We start from the raw sequence: 21,697 nt of genomic DNA, 5'->3' as shown, positions 1-21,697 counted from the left end.
ATTTCTACGTTACTTTTTAAATTGACGCGTTTTTCCCTGCTTCAATTTCTAATGACTCTTCATGCCACCAAAGCGTTTCTTCAGGGTCTTCTTTAGCGATTTGGTGTGCTTCTTTTTTCGTTTCTACTGTAGGATATGAACCTTTTAGTGCACGTCCTGATGTTGTAACGAATAATACACTAAATACAACTAATCCAATAATACTTACACCTGTTAAATAAAATGCTGGTGCAAGCGGGTTACCAGTCGCATGAACTAAGTATGAACATACGAGCGGTGTTGTTCCACCGAATATTGATACAGAAATATTAAAGGAAATCGAAAGTGCTCGATAACGTACATCAGTGAAAAATAGTGATGGTAATAATGAAGGTAATGTACCCTCATAAACACTTAGGAAGAAACCTAATACGAAAATACCTGCAAATATTGCTGCAATATGTCCGTTACCTATTAGTAAAAATGCTGGAATTGCAAATACAGTTAAACCAAGTAAACCAATTTGCACGACGCGTTTATTACCAATTTTATCACTTAATTTACCGAAATATAATGCTAGTGGAATCATAAGTGCCATCGTAATCGAAATAATTAATAAGCCAGTTGTTTCTTTGACTTTAAGTACTTGAGTTAGATAAGAAGGAATATACGAAAGAATCATATAATTTGTAATATTAAAGAAGGCGACAATTACTGTGCTTAATAAGAAGTCTTTTTTGTGATATTTTAATATGTCCATAAATGAAAATTGTTCGTTGTCTTCAGATTCCTCTTGTGCTTTTTCCATCTCTTCAAAAATGGGAGATTCATCTAAATGACGGCGTAAATATAAACCGACCAAACCAATTGGTGCAGCTATTAAGAAAGGAATACGCCAGCCCCAGCTGAGCATTTGCTCATCTGTTAACAATAACGTCAAAATGGTAACAATTACCGATGCAGCAATGTAACCTGAGAGTGTTCCAATTTCAAGACCACTACCGAGTATACCACGCTTTTTATCTGGAGAAGATTCTGCGATATAAACCATTGCACCTGAATATTCGCCGCCTGTAGAGAAGCCTTGAATCATTCGGGCAACTAAAAGTAGTATTGGTGCCCATACACCAATTTGTTCATAGGTTGGTAGTAATGCGATGAATAATGTAGAAAGTGCCATTAAAATAATAGTAGTACTTAACACGATTTTTCGGCCGTACTTATCTCCTATTCTACCAAAGAATACACCTCCGATTGGTCGAACGAGAAAGGCTACTGCAAATGTACCGAATGTAAGTACAAGTTGCAATCCACTATTATCAACACCTGAGAAGAATAATTGACTTAAGATAACCGCTAAATACGCGTATAATCCGAAGTCAAACCACTCCATTGCATTCCCTATACCAGTAGCAACTACTGCTTTCCTGGCTTGTTTAGGATTGACAATATTAACGTCTTGAGGTTCAAAATTTAAATCATTATTTTGTTGCATATAATAAAACAGCTCCTTATTTAATTTAACTTCTTTAAGCACACCTTCTCTTATTGAATAAAATTAATTCGAAGCACTTAAGGAAAATTAATGTCTCCTTATCTGTTATTATTGTTTCACATAATTAATTATTTGTCCAATGAGATGCTCCCTATGTTAAGTAATTTACTATTTTAAAAAGCTGAAGAAGGCGCTATACGAGTACCTTTTTCAGCTTTTTATTTAAATACATAAATTTATTTTTTTCAACCCTATTTTCTTCCTATTTGCATTAAAAATAAGGTACTTTTTCATAAAGCTTTTTAAACACTTGCTATTGCTGCTAAGCTATGAATACAAGCGATAAACTCATAAATAAATGCATCAATTTCCTCTTTTGTAATTATATACGGAGGGAGTAAACGGATGATATTCCCTTGTGTAACGTCAACTAACATCCCTTTTTCCATTAGCTCCATCTGTATTTTTTTTACATTTTTATTCGTATCATTCAAACTAATTCCAAACATCATACCAGCATGACGTACTTCCTGAATATAATAAGAATTTTCATTCTGAATTTCTCTCAATTTATCATGTAAATATAGTGACATTTCATACGCTTCTTGCATTAAACCATCGTCAATCAATGTATGTAAAACCGTTAACCCTAAAGCCGTTCCCATTGAAGAATGAGCAAACGTTGTGCCGTGATCTCCTGGTGAAAATACATCACATAACTTCTCACCTACAATAATTCCACCAAGCGGTATCCCGCCTCCTGCTCCCTTACCAATTTGAATAATATCGGGTGTAATATTGAAATTTTGATAAGCAAATAGTTTACCAGTTCTCCCCATACCACTTTGAACTTCATCAACGATAAGAATGACATTATATTTTTCACATAAGTTTTGAACACCATGTAAATATTCACTTGATAAAGGATATATCCCCCCGCTTCCTAACACTGGCTCTAGCATAATCGCAATTGGATTTTCTTTAACAATTGTTTCTTCTAATTGTCCTATATTCTCGCGCTCTACTTCATATACCGGAATCGATGTTTTAGGGAAATTTTGATATACACTTTCTTGTCTCGTAAAATGAAGTGCTCCTAACGTACGCCCGTGGAAACTATTCTTCAACACTACGATTCCTTCACGTTCCTCATGCGTATTAGCTCTATATTTATCAATTAATTTCAACGTTGTTTCTGTCGCTTCCGTACCTGAGTTTGTAAAAAAGACTTTTCCATTTTTTAAAGAGCAATCAACTAATTTCTTTGCATACTCAATCGCAACTGGGTTTAAAAAATGAAATGGAAGATGCAACGATTTCGTAACTTGCTCCATAGTTGTTTGCACAATTTTCGGGTGATTGTAGCCTAATACGTTTACTCCTACGCCAGAAAACAAATCTATATACTCTTTACCATCCACATCATACAGTTTACAACCTTCTCCTCTTTCTATTGCAACCTTCGTACGACAATACGTGGGCATCATATATTCTTTATCTAATTGAAACCAATCCGACATGTTCAATTCCTCCTAATTATTTTCCCTGTTTATTGATGTTCATTCTCTATAAAATCATGTATAAATTCATTTTTAAGATTGAAATTTTAATAGTAATTTTCTTCCCGATATTCATTTTTCCATAATTTCTTCTATTTCAACAGGTCCACTGCATACGCGTTTTTTTCATCTAGCGGTCTGTTACTATTTTGAACTTTGCGTGTCATACATAATCAAGGCTATGAAATCATATTTAGTAACAATGGGCAAAAAAGATTTGGAGGCTATATCGATGGATGAAAACTATGATAAACAAGGGCAATCTTTACTAGGGAAAGGCTTTAATGAAAATGGAGAACGTAATGAACAAGCTATACTTCACTCTCAAACAGTTGGTTCACGTGGACCTGTTCTAAAGCAAGATAGCGTACTTCACGAGGCGTTACAAGAATTTATTCACGAAAAAATTTTAGAAAGACCTGTTCATGTAAAAGGATTTGGTGCATTCGGTTATTTTCAAACGATCTATCCCATGTCTGAACATACTAAACTTAGTTTTCTACAACATTCTAATGAGAAAGTTCCTGTTATGGTGCGATTTTCATTAGCTGTTAGTACGAAAGGAACACCTGATACTGCTAGGAATGTACGCGGTTTTTCCACAAAATTTTATACAAAAGAAGGCATTTTCGATCTTTTATGTAATCACATTCCTGTCTTTTCCGTTCGTGATCCGATGCGTTTCCCAGAAACAATTCAAGCGTTGTTACCTTCACCTAAAAATAACTTAATAGACCCGAATAGATTTTGGAGCTTTGTCGCTAAAGCACCTGAATCCATTCATTTCGTTGTCCATTTATACTCTGATGCTGGTACAGCCAAAAGTCTTCGCCATATCCCAGGGCATAGTGTAAATACATATGTTTGGAGAAATGCAGAAGGTAATCGAAAGTATGTAAAGTATCATTGGTACCCATTTGAAGGTGTACAATTCATTACTAGTGAGGAAGCAAATAAACTGGCTGCCGAAAACCCTGATTATAGCGGGAGAGATTTATATGATGCAATTGCAAATGGTAAGCCAGTGGAATACGGTTTATATGTCCAGCTCATGGATCCGAAAGATGAAGAACATCTTTCTTATGACCCTTTAGATGATACAAAAGTATGGGATGAAAAGGCGTATCCTCTTATACCAGTAGGCAAAATGGTATTAAATAAAAACCCTGAAAATTATATGGAGCAAGTAGAAAAAGTCGCCTTCTCCCCTTCTAATTTACTAGACGGTGCAGAACTATCAGATGATAAAATGTTGCAAGGGCGAGCTAACATTTACAGCGATTCTCAAAGAAGAAGAATTGGACCTGAATTCCGCAAATTAACGATTAACCAACAGCAAGATTGGACACCTGCTAATCAAATAACGAGCGGTGACGGAAGGTACGTTGAAGGTAAACTTGAAAGAACTTCTATAACGAAACAAGATGACTTTACGCAGGCTGGAGAATTTTATACGGAGTTACAGCCGATAGAAAAAGAACATCTCGCTGAAAACTTAGCTAGTGATTTGAAAGTTATATCCGATGATATTCGAAAGGTAGTTTTGGGGTATTTTCATAAAGTGTCAGCTGATTTGGTGAAGAAGATTGAGAGTGCGATACAAAAGATTTAAGGATATAAAAAAACGTCATTTCAAACATTAAAATGACGTTTTTTTATGGCGAAATTACTAGGGATTTTTACCGCCTCATTTACAAGTATTGACGAAATTTTTCTCTTTCAAAATTTCCGTTATTTCATTTTGGATTATGATACTCATTTCTCTTTTTCAAATAATCTTTTTCACATTGCAACGGTTTGAATTTCATTTTTTTCCCTTTCTTCTTTTTCGTTTTTATAACGAGCCATTCCCCTTTTTCAACGTCTAGTTTTAGGCGTTTCATTACATTGATATTATCTTTTTCTTTATAAAGTAAAAATGCTTCTTGCGCCCTCACAAATAAGCTGGGCTGCTCGCTAAATCCACCACTATCATAAATTTTAGTTAGCGAATTATAATAAGAATCATTTTCCTTTCCACCATACATCAAATGGGCAGCCTCCAGATCTCTTTTACTTACTTCCCAAAAACTATGTTCATCAATATTTAAATTAAATGTGGATTTAATGTCACTTATTATATTTTCCACATGCTTGTCATCTCGAATTTTCCTTTTTTCAAGACAATCAGAAGATAGCTCTGGTGCATCTGTTTGAGAATGTACAACTTGTTGAATAGATACACATAATATAAATACACTTAAAATATACAATATTTTTTTCATACTTACGTTTCACCTCAAGTAATTTAGATACTATATTATTTGAGGCTCACAATATTCTTATGCTAACAATGTAAAAGGCCCTATAAATTGGACTTTTATAGAGCCTTTCATATTAACATTGCTTTATCAAATTCACCGGTGAAGTCACTACCTTACTATTTTTCACATCATATAGCCCTATAGGCGTTACCCGTATAAAAGGCAAGTGCGTCGCAGAAAAGAACAAAATGGTAAATGCCGGATCGTCATACGCGTAACCACGCTCTTGGAGTAGTTTCACCATTTGTTTCTCTTCCTGTATTAATTCACTCATTTTTAAATTTGACATAATTCCGAGCAATGGTAATGCGATTTCGTGTAATATTTCATTCTTTTCAGCTATTACCATTCCCCCGCCAAGCTCTTTTACTCTATGAAAAGCTATAAGCATATCTTCTTTATTCTTCCCAATAAGAATGATATCGCCGGTACCAGAATAAGTGCTAGCAAGACCACCTAGTTCCTTGGCAAAACCTTTTACAACTGTATTCACTCGCCACGTACCATCACGAGCAATCATCATAAGGAAACATTCATCATGATCTATGGACAATTCATCACAGTCTATGTCGATTTCACTCGTATATTGTTTTGTTATCACGTTATTTAATAAGTGTATACCCGTTTTATTTGAGAAAATCATATCCTCTTTTTCTATTGTCCAATCTAATGATAATGGAGTTACTTTACATTCACTCCAGTCTATATGTAATGCTTCATGTGTATTTACACCGTCACGCTTCACCCATTGTCCCTTTACAATGACACTAATTGGTACTGGGTTTTCTTTACTTTCTAGAATATTCATATTAGCCATTCTACCTGTCGCAATTGAACCATGTAGATGTTCCATATTATAATAACGAGCGATATTATAACTTGCCATATGATAAGCATCTATTACTGGGATTCCTTGTTTTATCGCGGTAGATATCATAACGTTTGTCATTCCATTTTCATAAAACGAAGGATGTGAGCCGTCTGTAGTAAGAATAAATCTATCAAACTGATTTACTCCTAGTTCCAACAATTCTTTCAGTAAAACTTCTAAATCTGGGCGGATTGAAGAATTTCTTAGGGAAACAGTGTAACCTTGCATAAGACGAGTTAACGCCTCTTGACCTGTCATCGCTTCATGATCACAGTCTGTACCTAACAGCTTTAATTTTGCTAACGTTGCTTCAGATGCTCCTGGAAAATGCCCTTCTACTTTTTTCTGTAATCGCTTTGTTTCCTGCACCCAAGTTAGCATTTCATCATCGCCATGTAATAGTTTGGGCCATGCTGTTAGCTCACCACCTTGCAGAACTGCTTCATGCTGCAGCCACTCTATTATTTCTTCACTATTAAACATAGATTCCCCGTTTTGCAATTCAGTTTGTCCATCAAAACGACACCACCAATACATACTTGCTGGAATCTTTTTAAATTCATCTAATAAACGAAATGCTTCTTCACGTTGTAATGTAAAAAATAAAGTTAAATTATCATTAATGAAAGTTGTTGTCCCAAATTGCATCGCATGATTCGCTAAAGTCTCTGGATTATATAATTGATATGGATGTGCATGCGGTTCTATGTAACTAGGAACTACATACTTTCCATCACAATCAATGACTTCACATTCATGTAGTTGCGCTGGTAGTTTTTCTCCTACATATACAATGCGGTCATCATAGATCCAAATATTTGCTTGCACCCACTCGCGCATATAGGAATTTAAGTATGTTGCATTCTTTAATAAAATGTGCGGACTTCTTGTGCCGTCTATTACTTCAACATGTTCTCGTAATTGTGTGTTACTCCATCTAAACTGATTTTCTCCCAATGTATTTCACTCCACATCAATTTACTTTTATTTATTAAAATAAAAACAATTAACAAACTAAAGTATTTTTCATTCATAATTCCCCTGTATAGACCCTATACCTATCATTATATGGAATACTCGCAAAAATAACAATTTTCAAAATGAAACATACCTCTTTACCCCACAATAAAAAGGATGTCATGCAGCTGACATCCTTTTTTATACTAAACTATACGATTGAATTACACTTGATGTCATACTATGGATGCTAATACGATCCTTTAAAGCAGGATCCCATTCGTTTTCTTTTCATTTATTTCTTAAATTCTATTTGCATCATTTTATTAAACTGTGTAAGAATATCAACCGGACCTAAAGAGTTAACATTGACAGCAAATGTATGCTTGCCTCCCATTACTCCGCCAGCAAAAGTCATAAACCCAGGAATTGATCCGCCGTGCCCCCAAACTGAGACACCATTTGGAAGTTTAGTTTCATAGATTCCAAGACCATATCCATCACCAAGACCTTTCCCTTCTATAGGAACTGTAGTAAGCATTTCTTTTAGCTCGCGTTCTTTCAGTAACTTACCACCAAGTAAAGATGAAAAGAACTTATTTAAATCGTCCGCATTAGAAATCATATCTCCAGCTGCATTTGCTAAACTCGGATTATAATACGTCATGTCTTTCAACTCACTTGTTTCGTCAATTTTCATATACCCACGAGCATGATTCTTTCCTGGGATGACGGGTGAATTTCCTGGTAAAAACGTATTTGACAGATCCAAAGGTTCAATAATTCGCTTTTCAATTTCTTCCGCATAACTATTACCAGTTATTTTTTCAATTAGCATTCCCAATATGACGTATCCTGTGTTTGAATACAACCAGTCTTTACCCGGCGAGAAATCTGGAGGCAGAGAAAGGCCTATTTTCACTATTTCTTCTGCTGTATACGTTTTTTTCGAATTCATAATATCAGCGTCTTTTGACTTTAAGTATTCAGCGATACCACTCGTATGATTCAAAAGTTGGCGTATCGTAATTTGATTGCCATCATACCCATTTCCTTGAATAATTCCCGGTAGCCACTTTTCAATTGGATCGTCAAGTTGCACACGATTTTCTCCTACTAATTGAAGAACAGTCGTAGCAGTAAAAGTCTTCGTCACACTTCCAATCCGAAAACGATAATCTAATTTCATTGGTTTCTTTGTATTTAAATCCGCCAAACCAGCAGTATAACTATTAACTCTTCCGTTATTATACGTCTTAGCTAATACCCCTGGCGCCCCAATTTGGATTGTTTCCTGCATGACTTGTTTCCATCCATTCCGATTCTTTTGATCATGTACTTGTGACGAATTAGAAATACTTTGAGTAGACTCTGCTTTCACAGTAAAACCAGGTGTAAATAGAGTAGTACCCGCTAATAAAACTGTCAAACTCGCTAACTTCATTAAATTACATTTTTTCATAAGGTTTTCTCTCCCCTATTCATATCGTATTGATTCAAGCTATACTTTTATCCTATATGATAAACCTCTCTTTTTTCTTATCCATTCCTTACGAAATACTTACGTTCAAATTTTGTTACGCTAAGCTGAGAAAGAATTATGTATGAAAATAAAAAGGACATAAAAAAAGAAGGACAGTCCCTTAACTGCCCCCATTTTCATTTCACCTTGTCTTAATTATTTTAAGATGATTTATTCATTGTGTTCGTATTAAAATGAATAAAAAAAGAACGTGTTTTCACTTTTTATGTAAATACGTTCTTTTTTATTTAAGCAACTAATCTATATTCACCTTTACCATCCTGCACTAGCGTTCATACCATTTCCGATAATAGAAAGTAATAGTGGCCATAATACTGGTCCTAACGTAAGCAGTACATTTAGAAGTATAAGTATTCTATATACACCGGTGAAATTATGATTTTTACGATTAACAAATACGAGACTGACTAACGATATTATGGTTGTTAAAAATAAAACTAACATTACCAACCAATACCACACCATTAAACTGAGACTCCATGGTGTTAATAGCTCGTGTATGATACAAAATGAGATTCCTAATACAGCAAAACTAAAGCTAGTCACCGCTGTTTTTATAAGCCACTTACTTATTTTTTTATCGTATGTATTTTTACAAAATAAATCTATTAAAGTGAATAAAGATAAATATGCCATTAATACGCCTATCCAAGACAATAACCAGTCTCCGTCCCCTTTGAATAATAAGAACAGTAACCAACACATACCTACTGCTGAAAAAACAAAGGAAATAAGTATGCTTTTTAATACCGATTTCATTACACATTCACACCCTTAAAAAACTTAAAAATTAATTATAATTTATAAAAATTAAGTATAGGTTAACATGTAATGAAGTATAAGTAAATAAAGTTAATTTTGTTTTCCTATTTGAAGACGGTTTCATATAAGAAAATAATTCATGTTAATCAAATTTACGTATAAAAAAAGAAAAGGTGGATATTTATATATCCACCTTCCCATCTCCCTCTACCCACTTCATTATTTTTTCCACATCTAACTCCGTATACGTCTTTTCACCATAACGAACAGACTCATATAACGAAGTAATATTTCTCGTTCTACTAATTCTTTTTAACCACTGTTGCATCGTTTCATAGGACCTTCTCTGTTCATGAAATGGTAATGTTCTTTCCCATCCAACTAACGTTTTTCTTATCGTATCTGTCGGTAACGACTGTTCTAACTGATGAATGACTTTCTTGTTATTTTCGGTTCTTACCGTATTTTCTTTTGTTACCGATTTTTTCTCCTGTTCTATTTCTGGTTTCGTTAACTTTTTCCTAACGGATTTATAAAGAAAATATATAATTACCCCTGCAATAACTACATAAAAAACTATACTAATCCATGAATTTGAAAGCATAGAAAGCACATCACTCCATGAATTCTCCCGTTTAAAAAGCGGGATTTTCCTATCTATTTTCGTTCTTGTACCTACAACTCCTGTTTCTTCATCTATAATTCTTTCAGGCTCATCAAACTGTTCGTTTATACTAGTAAAATCATAATTTCTTTCCAACATTGTCTCCGTCTTATTAAAAAAACGTTCTTTTACTATGTCTTGCACATGCACCACACCTTGTGATAACGTTATCGCACTAACCGTAAAGAAAAGTAGCATTAAAACTCTAACACTCCATAACTTCACTTTCATATGCCGCGCTTTATTAACCATGACATAAGCCCCTTCTTATTCTTTAATTACAATCCATTTATTCGTTCTACTGTATTTCTTTGGTGAAGTACCAATAATTAAAGGAACCGCATCCAGTTTCTTTCGACGAAAGCCTGCTGTGTAAAAATAAGAAGAAGATACTGGCGTGTCCTGATTCGATATTGAGGCAAGTACCTTTAATACATTTTGCAAATGTTTCCGATTATCCCCATTTTTTATATGTAGCAAACCGTTATCTTTTACACTATTGATCCATACTTCAAATGAACAGTTTTGCATGAGCAGTTGTTTACATATGCCTGCCGTTAATTCAATTAATTCTTCTGTATCATTTCGCAAAGAAACACCACTTTTATTTTGCAAGTTGAGATAAATCGCATATTTATCTGATTGTGTTCGCTCGTACTTTTTCGCAGTTATCGTCCCTGTTTTCGCTGTTGCACTCCAGTGGATGGAACGAAAATCTTCATTTTCATAAGACTTCACTCCCATTACTTTCGTTTCATCATATAGCGGTGAAGACATCGCTTTTCGAAATCCCCGTGACCATTCTTGTAATTCAGGAACTTGCATTTTCGGAACAGCTGGTAAGACTAAATAGGAGGGCGTATCAACTTGTTTATATGTTATATGGTTCGTTATGAATCCAAAGAGATCAGTAATAACAATTTCAACTTCTTCCCATTTCGCAATTCCTCTTTTTAACGCTACAGCTTGTAAATCAAATGAAACTGACTCTCTTCCTTTTAAATTAAAATTCATATAATAATTTGAACCTGTACTATAATTTTTATTTATTTCATCATGATTCCAAGTTAGCTTATTTTCACATTTAAATCGAAATACGATATTAAGAATAGGAAATATCGACTTGTTTGAAATTTTAATTTTACACGTATTCGTTTCACCTATAAAAACGTTTGAATTCCCCTGACTGTATTCCCATTCAACACGAGATACTTTACGCATGTACACATGCATAGCACCTATTAAAATTACATACAAAAATACGAGAGATAAAAACAATAGATTACTTGAAAATACACTTAAAATAACGGCTACCACTGACATAACTCCCATTACGAAAGGCTCCGCTAAAGGTGTATACACAAGCTGTTGATTCATCGTACATTCTCCACTGGCACACTAATCGTATGAAGGATTTCTTTCATGATTTGTTCTTTCGTCGTTTTCATCTCTCCCTCAATCGTTAACGTTAAACGATGAGCGCAAACGGATGCAGCTAGTAGTTTTATATCATCTGGCGTACAATAATCTCTTTCATTTAATATTGCCCGTGCTTGAATCGCTCTCATAAATGCCAACGTCCCCCGCGGACTTACTCCAATTTCAATCAGCTCATGATTACGAGTTGCTTCAATGATTTCAAGGAGATAATCTTGCACATCATTTGTTACTAGCACTTCCCTTGCGCGTTTTTGCATCATAATAATTTCTTCACCTGAAATAATAGAATGTAACGTATCTAGCGGATCATTCTTTTGAAAACGATTCATCATTTCCTTTTCTGCTTCCCTCGTAGGATAACCTTGTCGAATCGTAAGTAAAAATCGGTCTAATTGAGCATCAGGTAAAGGAAATGTACCTGCTGATTCGAGTGGATTTTGCGTTGCAATAACTAAAAAAGGTTCTGGTAATGAATGTGTCTGTTTCGCAATCGTAACAGTACGTTCTTCCATAACTTCAAGTAACGAAGATTGTGTTCTCGGTACAGCTCGATTAATTTCATCGACTAATACTATATTTGCAAAAATAGGTCCTAATCTCGTTTTAAAATCCGATTCCTTTACATTAAAATATTCAAGACCAATAACATCTCCAGGCAAAGTATCCGCTGTAAATTGTATTCTTTGAAATTTAGCGTCCACACTTTTCGCTAAACTTTTCGCTAATGTTGTTTTTCCCGTCCCAGGTACATCTTCTAATAAAATATGCCCTTTTGCTATAAGGGCTATAGCTGCAAGTTCAATCGATTCATCTTTTCCTATAATAACCTTCGAGATATTGTTAGTGATTTTCTTTAATGTACTCATACAGTATCTACCACCTTTTCTATTATCAGAAAATTAACAATACATATTTTTTCCAAATTATAACATGTAATTCAAATATGAAATAGAGCAAAAAGGAAACTTATATTTTTTCTTCACTGCACGTAAAAAAAGCACCTATTGTCGTCCGTTGACAATGAAGTGCTTAACTCACGTAATTTTCATATTGGGCATTTGACACCTTATATACATTCACTATCTTTCCTCTCTGCACAAATGAATATAATGACCAAAATCAGGAAACACATCCCAGTGATTTTCAAGATTATCATCACCCTCTCGTTCCTCAACTAATCCTCTATTCACATCCACCTTTTCCATTACTGTATAACCATTTTCGCGGAAATTGAAAATCATGCTAGCTTTTTCTTTTTCATTCGTATCATTATATTCCCAATACATAGCTGTTCTTAAGAAAATTCTATTATCATTTATAACTTCAAAATCATAATTTAAATACTTACGAACTAAGTCATCATAAAACCCAACTGAAACCCAATCTTTTGTAACATTAATAACATACTTAATCCTTTCACCTTCAGTTAACACGGCCGTATATGGTTCGTGATTTTGATGACACAAGTATGCTTTACATGCATCAATTATATTCCAAGGTTTCTTTCTAATATCTGACCATTCGTCACAATAATAAATTTTCAAAGTTAATAATCCCTACCTTCTATACCTCTTAAAAACATGCCTATTTTCTAGTTTTTTCATCTGGTTGTTGCATTCACACAAAGTAATAATGTTTTGAGTATATGAATCACTTATGTATAATAATTTACAGTATCGTATTACTTACTACTTTCAATTGTGGGTTTTACTATACACATTACTTATTTCACTTTTAAAATCATCATACATTAAAAATGCCTCTTTTAATATTTCCTCTAACTCCATATAGTTTCGATATACTGGTGTTTTTATTCTTTCACTTGCATTCATCAATAACCTTGAATAAACACTCCAAGGACTACCTAGTCTTACTTCATTATTATGATAGACAACCCATACAAACACTGTCATTCCATGTTCTAAAATTATATGAAACCATACCATATAATTTGGAGAATAATCTAGAACACCTACCTTAAAAAATTTCTCCTTTTTATCAAAAGTTGCTGCATATCCCAACCTTATAAATATTTCATTTACCTTTTCCATATCATAACCCTCAAGTCTATCATTTAAATCATTAAGATTTGAGCTAAAGTTTCCAGACAATTTTTTATATCTATCTATAAATTTAATTTTTTTCAGAACTTCTTTAATTTCAGGTTTCATTTCAACATTCATTTTCTAATCCTCCATGAAACTTTCCCCGTTATAGTCACTTCATTTATTTTCTATTTCACTCCAAATATCAACATCACATTCATTTAAAATCGCTTTAATTTTGTCCTTCTCAAATACTACTAAATACTCATACGGTAAAGCTAGCACTTGAATAATTGCAGGTTTCATTTTTAATAATTCGTAGGCGTATATGATTTCCAATTCTCCTGATACTTCTTCATTGATAGGACCTATATACCAACCTGAATCACCTTCATCACAACCACTAGATCTTTGTAAATACACCTCTTCTTGTTGCAACACATTTTTCGCTATCACAATCTTATCGTTAAATTTTATTAATTCTCCCTCTATATTTAATCGACGTAAGCAATGCGATTGCTCTAGTTGTATCCATAATGCAATCGTTAAATCTTCCGTCGTATCTATAAAAGGGTTTCTAGTATAATCCCGGGTGATAATTTGATAATAATCTTCATACTTATATAAACTATAAACAGACCATCCAATTTGTATTGAAAATCTATCTGCTAATTTATCTTTTACATTAGATAATAAATTAAATAAAGTTTCTACATGAAGACTTAATGGTTCTTCTACTTTAGCTTTTATATTTTTATTACCTATATTTTTGATTATTGTTTTCAAATCAATATTCTCCACTTCTATTGAATTTCCTCACTCAACCTGCATTCCTCAACTTGCCTTATATAGACTTTCGTTATTAACACCAATAAAATTTCTAATATTAAAACTCTTCTTCCCATACTTTTTTGTCTCTATTAACATTTATGATAATACGATTTTTTAGCACCGAACAAATTTATATATTTTTAAAAGGCACCAATACCAATTCTTTATTTAAGCCTAATGAATTGGCCAGCAGTTCCATGTGTCACCTCAATTTTTTTTACATAAAAAACATCCTTTTACACCAATTAAAGCTTCAATTAAGCATAATATTTTTCAAACAAAAATTTAATATGTATTTCGCCTATTAATGTCTCATACTTACAAGTTTATATCATACAAAAGAAGATTTTGAGTACTGATTTCAACAAAAGTTCCTTTCCGATATGCTTCTCCATCAATTTCGACAGTGAATATACTTGACCCAATTTTAAAATCACAACATCCATACTCAGAAAATGTTTCCACTTCACAAACTATAATTGTGGAATTCCCATCATTTTTGATACAGTATTGATCTTTGTCAGATTTATTAACCTCTTCTCCCCACACTACTGTATCTCCTATTTCTAACTCGACATAATATTCTCGACCTTCGATTGGATTTTCTCCATTCCAACTACCTTTCCCACGACCAAACTTAGTAGAAAAACTCACTATATTTTGACCATTATACATTCCTTCATTTTTTATAATTTCAATTTTCATAGAATTCACCTCTAAATTGGAAGCCTTTAAAATTTTTTTCTTTCTTCTCATTCATTCATTCTATTCCAAAGTTTCTATTGTACATTTAACCACTTATTACAATACTAAATAAGTCTACAGTTTGCTAAAAACCTTTCCAACCATTAGCATGTTGTTGAAAATCTCGATATATAATATCAATTTTATAACCCATTTTATTTATCTATTAACCTTCCCATCAAGATTTAACCAACTATAAAAATTCAGTTTTCCATCTAAGTTGTAATAAACAAAAGACTAATATACTTTTTATATGATTTTCTGTTTTCTGAAAGACATTCAACACTTTACTTAAATTAAATACACGAATGTAAATACAAAAATAGTGACAGTCGGATTCCACAAACTACCACTATTTATAACCTCTTTTATTTATTGAATTCTATATGTTTTTGATGTACTGGTTATTGAATTTCTTCTACTTCGACAACCTCTATCTTCACTTCATACATATTCGGGATATTTATTTCTTTCGGTACCCATGCATAATAATTTTGATCATTCTCTAATATAAATTGAATTAACTTTATTTCTAATCCATTCCAGAAATTTTTAAGATTATCAATGTAGTCCTCTAAATCCTCTTTATAGTCCAGTTGTAATATATAATCTCTTACTGTAAGGGCAAACACAATTAAACTTCCTAATAGATCCTTTTGCTCATTTTCTTCTTCATATTCTTGTGGTAAAAACCACACTTGACCTATTCCTATTGTTTTTTTGTATTTTTCATAAAAACTACTATCGTCCATATTCTCATAATCATGTATTAATTCATCGACCAATGAATGCCATTTTGGCGGAATAATATTTTCCAATGCAGGATTATGTTCAATTCCTTCTACTATTTCCTCTATTTCTTCTGTCTCATCTTCATAGTGATATTCACTTAAGTCTATATGCTTAAATTTCATTGTATTCTTGTAATGGGCCAAATCATATGGATAATGATTATTATCTTTTAAACTTGTATCATCAAGTTCCAAAATTTTCACAAGCGCTGCCGTTTCAAAGCTCCAATATCCTACATATCCAGGTTCTTTATGCGCGTTTTTCCACTCATAATCATAATGGCCTTTAAACCATTCTTTCTCCATATACGTTTGTAATCTTTTAGACGCTTCTTTTTTATCTGTTTGTGCAAGTTCTATCATCTCTCTCGTTTTTGCATATGGATTTTCCTTATAATATCTGTTCGTCATGTTTGTGTATCCGATATCACTAGCGCATAAAAGAAAATCAATTACTGCGTCGTTCATATTTTCCTTCTCAACTAGCTTAGCTAAACTTACAAGATTCTTTTTCTCCGTCTCTAATAAAATCCCTAGAGATATCATCCAAATTAAATTTAAATATCCAACTTCTCTTTCCCCTATATGCCCCAAATCAATAAGAGTGTTGTCAAAATCTCCTTCTATTGTATGAATAGCTTCTCCTATGGAGTATTTTGCGTTAATATCCTCTAACTCATAATTAAAATTTAATAGATATCTTCCTTCTATAAGACTTTTATTATCGTTAGGCTTTCTTTGAATACCATTCCTTTCATCTTCTTCAAAACTTTTAATCTCCTCTCTATTTTCCTCAATAAACTCTTTATTACATTCAATTTCTTCTCTACATTTTTCTTCTATACATAAAGGATCTCTCATACCATTCAATTCCTCCTAGCTTCCAAAATTATGACCTTTCTTTAATCTAAAGCTGAAATCCTATTACTATCCATTCATCAACTACATCCCAAAAATCAACATTGTATTTAGGCTCTTCGTTCGTCCACCATAAAGTCGCATTATCATTAATACAATTCTTATAATCCACTGCTACATAACCACCCGAACCATTTTTGAAGAAACCAAAAGTAGTTTGTAAATCAATTTGTAAAGGTTCTTCTAATTCTTCGATAATTCCCCATTCGTCATCATCAAAAAAAGTTACTTCTTTCAAAGGAACTAATCCCATTGAGTGACTCGCATAAAAATAAAAACCATTATGTACAGTTTGATAGAAGTCTTGTATAGACGAAGGGAATCCCCCCCAATTTGTTTCTAAAGCTTCATTATTAAACTCAGCTTTTGGATTACCTCCCTCATAATATAGAATTTCACCTGTGTCTGTTTTAATAGTGTATAAAATTGAATACTTACCGTCAGTTTCCATAAGCTCGACTTCTACAAGATGCATAGACAAATATGAAATAGTGTTTCTTAATTCCGCACCAGCTTGCTTTTCCCATACTTTTAAAATTGCCTCAACTCTTTTGCTTGTGTTTTCTTCCTGAAACAATTCAAACCATGAGCTTGGTATTTCCGAACAACCAAGTTTATTTATCTCATGATACGGAATGATCCGAATATTCTTTTTGTACTTTTTTAAAAAACTAAGTTTTTCTCCCATACCTTCACGACATCTCCTTTATTCATCATATCCTTTTTTATCCTATTGCCTCTAAACTTATGATTAATTTCAAGATTCCCTTTTCATTATTAGAAAGATTAACAATCTTCTCAACTCCATCCGTGCCCTGAACTTATTTACTTCCCCTACATAAAACTCTGTAACACTCTACATAACTAACAAACCCCTTTGTAAATACAAACAAAATAGCAGTTGGATTCCCAAAACTACCACTATTTATAACCTCTTTTATTTATTGAATTCTATATGTTTTTGATGTACTGGTTATTGAATTTCTTCTACTTCGACAACCTCTATCTTCACTTCATACATATTTGGGATATTTATTTCTTTCGGTACCCATGCATAATAATTTTGATCATTCTCTAATATAAATTGAATTAACTTTATTTCTGATCCATTCCAGAAATTTTTAAGATTATCAATGTAGTCCTCTAAATCCTCTTTATAGTCCAGTTGTAATATATAATCTCTTACCGTAAGGGCAAACACAATTAAACTTCCTAATAGATCCTTTTGCTCATTTTCTTCTTCATATTCTTGTGGTAAGAACCACACTTGACCTATTCCTATTGTTTTTTTGTATTTTTCATAAAAACTACTATCGTCCATATTCTCATAATCATGGATTAATTCATCGACCAATGAATGCCATTTTGGCGGAATAATATTTTCCAATGCAGGATTATGTTCAATTCCTTCTACTATTTCCTCTATTTCTTCTGTCTCATCTTCATAGTGATATTCACTTAAGTCTATATGCTTAAATTTTATTTCATTTTTATAATGTGCCAAATCATATGGATAATGATTATTATCTTTTAAATTTGTATCATCAAGTTCCAAAATTTTCACAAGCGCTGCCGTTTCAAAGCTCCAATATCCTACATATCCAGGTTCTTTATGCGCGTTTTTCCACTCATAATCATAATGGTCTCTAAACCATTCTTTCTCCATATACGTTTGTAATCTTTTAGACGCTTCTTTTTTATCTGTTTGTGCAAGTTCTATCATCTCTCTCGTTTTTGCATATGGATTGTCTTTATAATATCTATTCGTCATGTTTGTGTATCCGATATCACTAGCACATAAGAGAAAATCAATTACTGCGTCGTTCATATTTTTTTTATCAACTATCTTTTTTAATCTTTCTATATTCTTTTTATCCGTTTCTAATAGAATTCCTAAGGAAATCATCCATAGCATATATATATATCCAACATTGTTAGTACCTGTTTGCTCTAAATCATCCAATGCATTATAAAAATATGCTTCCATTGTACTTATGTCTTCTCCTAAAGAATACATGGCCCTAATATCGTTCATCTCATGTATAAAATTCGACAAATAATTTTCTAATATAATACTTTTGTTATCATTAGGATATCTTTGAATACCATTTTTTTCATCTTCTTCTAAACTTTTAATCTCTTCTCTATTTTCTTCAATAAACTCTTTATGATACTCTATTCCCCTTTTACATTTTTCTTCTATACATAATTGATTTCTCATTCTATTTGATTCCTCCTAGCTTCTAAATTATGGCCATTCTCCAATAATATTTCCCTTTACATCTATCCTAAATGTTTTCACATTTCCACTACTATCAAGTTTATTATCTTGCAGCACAGTTTAACATTCACTTTCTAATTTCCAATTTATACAAAAATAATAACATATCTATAGATTTCGAATAAAGGAAACATTTATTTGAGAGCAATAAAAAAACCTTAAGGTAATTACCTTGAGGCTCAAAAATCACGAGTTCATTAGTTTCATGTTTATATTCAAAAGAGTTACCTCTCCTCTTTGCACAAATATAGGTATTGGCCAAACTCGGGGAATATATCCCAATTTCTAGATACATCATCTTTTATCTCTCGTTCTTCTACTTCACCAGTTTTAGAATCTTTTTGTTCCATAGCAATATGACCATTTTCTTGATACCCCAAAATCATACTTTTTAACTGTGTATCCCCGTCATATTCCCAATACATTATTGTCCTTAGGAATACTCTATTATCTTCTTTAACAATAAAATCGTAGTGTAAATATTTACGAAGAAAATCATCCAAAAAACTTACCGATACCCATTTATCAGTGACATTTACTAAATACTTTGGCTGCTCTCCATCATTGAGAACAGCAGTATAAGAATGTCGATTTCCATGAAGTATCTTGGCTGCATTCTCATCAATAATATTCCAAGGCTTCTTCTTTATATTAGACCACTTATCACAATAATAAATTTCCATTAATTATACACCTTCCCATTAATATCACGAATAATAATCCCTTTCTCATTCGCCTCTTCAATAATTTTTTGTGGAACTGGTTTTGTTTGTACAGGGACTTCCAAAATTAATTCTCCATCTAGTCGACCACCTTTTAAAGCATTAGGATTAAATTTACCTGAAGAAATTTCTGAACCGGAAGAATACTTTTTAGTAAACTCACTTAAATAACTTAATGCCGTCTTTTCTTTTACTTCAGCCAATTGGATAAATTTCCTCGAGACAATTTCTTCACCCGGAATATAAGAATCCACAACATATTTCTTCCTATTGATTTCCTTTTTCTCTAACTCTACTTCATTATAAGGATATCGAGAGCGCTTTTCCTTATTAAATCTATTCCCTGCTTCCCATTGTTTTTTCACAAAATCGGGTATTGATTTCTTTTTAGATAGTGTTTTATCCATACCCTTATAGTTGTTATCTCATGCTAATGTTTAATTGGGGATTTTTTCAATACACTCAACAAAAGAGACCTCAAATATGAGGTCTCTTTTGTTGACTCTTCTTCATCTATAACTTCCTCTTTACTAATTCAATACCAGACAATCTGCCTTATTGAAATATACTACAATACTAATGAAAACATATTTTTGAAAAAGTTCTTTTCTGCCCTCAGAATTTAGCAAAATAGCTATAAGCTATTACAAATTTAAGCTGCGCTTAACTTGCACTAATAAGTCTATTAATCCATTTCTTTCTGGATTTTTTTCCACTTCCTTTTTCACATGTTCTTCCAAATAATTATAAAAAGTTTCAAAGTCCAAATACAATTGTTGTTCAGACTCAACAGCTGGAGAATCTAATTCAACTAACACATGTTTATCATCTAAAGGTGTAGGTAGCTGTGACATATCAAATTCATCTAAATCAGATTGAAAATGAACGAATACTATTTCTTGTCCAAACCCCTCCTTTTTTACAAAAAACTCAAAGCTCTTTCCAAGTACTTACCGTTTATAAAGTTAAAATATATTGACATCAATTCATCATTTTTCTCTTTATCTTCAATAAATTTATAATTACTATTCATTTTATCCTCCTATAAATATTGTATCTTAATATCCTCGGCAACGCTGGCTCCCTTACTCCACCCTCTTAAACCCCACAGGGAAAATTCACCCATAGGGTATTATAACCGTTTACTAACGAGGGCCTCTCTTTTCAATGAGGCTACATTTTCGAACTGTAATCACTTCTTAATAACTACTAATCTACCTCTATTATTTGTATCCCTTTAAGTTCTGCACAATTATTAATGCCTCTTTTTTAATACTCATCTTCAAATAAACAATTATATATAGTAACTTATTACTTCTAAAGAGGAAATTAATTTATACTATCCACCAATAAACAATGTAGTATAACTACAGTCAAATCCGCTTATTATGATTAATTCAACTGTATACACTTTCTTATCTCCTACACTGTTTTTCTTATGAGTTGTGGAATTCAATGATATTAATCACCTAATTTTAGTCCATGTAGCTCTCAGCAATTTGTATATGTTTTTTTAAATTTAGGTCTGGATATCTTTGATCTAACGAGTATAGTATTTCAATATACTTTTTACTTTGCAAATTATAAGCAACTTCTTCGAAAACCTCACTTAATAATAAGAGCTCCTTTTTTGTACATATTTGTAAAAAATTCAAAGTTAAGTTTTCGCTTTCACTCAGTAAGGCTATAAGTTCTTCCCATTTCTGCTCAATTCTTGGATCATTATCATCAAGTAATGCTCGCAACCCTAAGACAATCCTTACTTTTTCCTCAAACATTAATTAAAACCTCC

The 21,697-nt window shown here is 32.7% G+C and carries 20 protein-coding genes and 1 pseudogene; 1 reads left to right on the top strand and 20 read right to left on the bottom strand.

The window, feature by feature from the left end; genetic code table 11:
* Window positions 1-16 precede the first annotated feature (16 nt).
* Together ACUN28_RS14615 and ACUN28_RS14610 are read right to left on the bottom strand one after the other, a co-directional pair.
* Complete coding sequence (locus ACUN28_RS14615; RefSeq protein ID WP_016087367.1) at window positions 17-1,474, bottom strand: MFS transporter; 1,458 nt, start codon at window positions 1,472-1,474, stop codon at window positions 17-19.
* Between the two features lie 302 nt (window positions 1,475-1,776).
* Window positions 1,777-2,994: an aspartate aminotransferase family protein gene (locus ACUN28_RS14610; RefSeq protein ID WP_016087366.1), complete on the bottom strand. Its 1,218-nt coding sequence runs from the start codon at window positions 2,992-2,994 to the stop codon at window positions 1,777-1,779.
* A gap of 271 nt (window positions 2,995-3,265) precedes the next feature.
* On the opposite strand from ACUN28_RS14610, the gene ACUN28_RS14605 reads away from it, so the two are divergent.
* Complete coding sequence (locus ACUN28_RS14605; protein ID WP_016087365.1) at window positions 3,266-4,645, top strand: catalase; 1,380 nt, start codon at window positions 3,266-3,268, stop codon at window positions 4,643-4,645.
* A 124-nt stretch (window positions 4,646-4,769) separates the two neighbouring features.
* Here the strand turns inward: ACUN28_RS14605 and ACUN28_RS14600 are convergent, their stop codons facing one another.
* The 18 genes and pseudogenes from ACUN28_RS14600 to ACUN28_RS14515 all read right to left on the bottom strand — a co-directional run bounded on the left by ACUN28_RS14600 (window position 4,770) and on the right by ACUN28_RS14515 (window position 21,683).
* Entirely contained in the window at window positions 4,770-5,297 is a 528-nt protein-coding gene (locus tag ACUN28_RS14600) for a hypothetical protein (protein WP_016087364.1), read from the bottom strand.
* Window positions 5,298-5,409: 112 nt separating this feature from the next.
* Window positions 5,410-7,164 carry an adenine deaminase C-terminal domain-containing protein gene (locus tag ACUN28_RS14595; protein ID WP_016087363.1) on the bottom strand — a complete coding sequence of 585 codons (1,755 nt, stop codon included), beginning with the start codon at window positions 7,162-7,164 and terminating at the stop codon, window positions 5,410-5,412.
* 295 nt (window positions 7,165-7,459) lie between these two features.
* On the bottom strand, window positions 7,460-8,626 hold the full coding sequence (locus ACUN28_RS14590; protein WP_016087360.1) for a serine hydrolase domain-containing protein: 1,167 nt from the start codon (window positions 8,624-8,626) through the stop codon (window positions 7,460-7,462).
* 333 nt (window positions 8,627-8,959) lie between these two features.
* Window positions 8,960-9,466 (bottom strand): DUF3902 family protein, encoded by a 507-nt coding sequence (locus ACUN28_RS14585; RefSeq protein ID WP_016087359.1) that lies wholly within the window; start codon window positions 9,464-9,466, stop codon window positions 8,960-8,962.
* Between the two features lie 184 nt (window positions 9,467-9,650).
* Window positions 9,651-10,385 carry a hypothetical protein gene (locus ACUN28_RS14580; protein WP_016087358.1) on the bottom strand — a complete coding sequence of 245 codons (735 nt, stop codon included), beginning with the start codon at window positions 10,383-10,385 and terminating at the stop codon, window positions 9,651-9,653.
* Between the two features lie 15 nt (window positions 10,386-10,400).
* Window positions 10,401-11,510 carry a DUF58 domain-containing protein gene (locus tag ACUN28_RS14575; protein WP_016087357.1) on the bottom strand — a complete coding sequence of 370 codons (1,110 nt, stop codon included), beginning with the start codon at window positions 11,508-11,510 and terminating at the stop codon, window positions 10,401-10,403.
* Window positions 11,507-12,439 (bottom strand): AAA family ATPase, encoded by a 933-nt coding sequence (locus tag ACUN28_RS14570; protein WP_016087356.1) that lies wholly within the window; start codon window positions 12,437-12,439, stop codon window positions 11,507-11,509. Before ACUN28_RS14570 ends, ACUN28_RS14575 begins: the two co-directional genes overlap by 4 nt.
* Window positions 12,440-12,652: 213 nt before the next feature.
* Window positions 12,653-13,117 (bottom strand): hypothetical protein, encoded by a 465-nt coding sequence (locus ACUN28_RS14565; protein ID WP_016087355.1) that lies wholly within the window; start codon window positions 13,115-13,117, stop codon window positions 12,653-12,655.
* Window positions 13,118-13,267: 150 nt separating this feature from the next.
* Window positions 13,268-13,756: a hypothetical protein gene (locus ACUN28_RS14560; RefSeq protein WP_016087354.1), complete on the bottom strand. Its 489-nt coding sequence runs from the start codon at window positions 13,754-13,756 to the stop codon at window positions 13,268-13,270.
* A 39-nt stretch (window positions 13,757-13,795) separates the two neighbouring features.
* Window positions 13,796-14,404, bottom strand: a complete 609-nt coding sequence (locus ACUN28_RS14555; protein ID WP_002108115.1) for an immunity protein Imm33 domain-containing protein — start codon at window positions 14,402-14,404, stop codon at window positions 13,796-13,798.
* Window positions 14,405-14,767: 363 nt separating this feature from the next.
* Window positions 14,768-15,154 carry a hypothetical protein gene (locus ACUN28_RS14550; protein WP_016087353.1) on the bottom strand — a complete coding sequence of 129 codons (387 nt, stop codon included), beginning with the start codon at window positions 15,152-15,154 and terminating at the stop codon, window positions 14,768-14,770.
* Between the two features lie 443 nt (window positions 15,155-15,597).
* Complete coding sequence (locus ACUN28_RS14545) at window positions 15,598-16,845, bottom strand: PoNi-like cognate immunity protein (RefSeq protein WP_016136727.1); 1,248 nt, start codon at window positions 16,843-16,845, stop codon at window positions 15,598-15,600.
* 46 nt (window positions 16,846-16,891) lie between these two features.
* Window positions 16,892-17,590 (bottom strand): hypothetical protein, encoded by a 699-nt coding sequence (locus ACUN28_RS14540; RefSeq protein ID WP_016087351.1) that lies wholly within the window; start codon window positions 17,588-17,590, stop codon window positions 16,892-16,894.
* A gap of 285 nt (window positions 17,591-17,875) precedes the next feature.
* Window positions 17,876-19,123, bottom strand: coding sequence for a PoNi-like cognate immunity protein (locus tag ACUN28_RS14535; RefSeq protein WP_116329453.1), 1,248 nt, complete (start codon window positions 19,121-19,123; stop codon window positions 17,876-17,878).
* A gap of 284 nt (window positions 19,124-19,407) precedes the next feature.
* On the bottom strand, window positions 19,408-19,866 hold the full coding sequence (locus tag ACUN28_RS14530) for a hypothetical protein (RefSeq protein WP_016087349.1): 459 nt from the start codon (window positions 19,864-19,866) through the stop codon (window positions 19,408-19,410).
* The gene (locus tag ACUN28_RS14525; RefSeq protein WP_000361832.1) at window positions 19,866-20,312 is read right to left on the bottom strand and encodes a hypothetical protein; all 447 of its coding nucleotides are present in this window, start codon (window positions 20,310-20,312) and stop codon (window positions 19,866-19,868) included. The genes ACUN28_RS14530 and ACUN28_RS14525 overlap by 1 nt, the downstream gene beginning before the upstream one ends.
* Window positions 20,313-20,549: 237 nt before the next feature.
* Window positions 20,550-20,938 (bottom strand): annotated as a pseudogene (locus ACUN28_RS14520) (hypothetical protein).
* Between the two features lie 442 nt (window positions 20,939-21,380).
* Window positions 21,381-21,683, bottom strand: a complete 303-nt coding sequence (locus tag ACUN28_RS14515; RefSeq protein WP_016087346.1) for a hypothetical protein — start codon at window positions 21,681-21,683, stop codon at window positions 21,381-21,383.
* Window positions 21,684-21,697 lie beyond the last annotated feature (14 nt).

Source organism: Bacillus sp. WC2507 (genome assembly GCF_052656125.1).
This window is presented reverse-complemented; position numbering and strand designations above follow the sequence as displayed.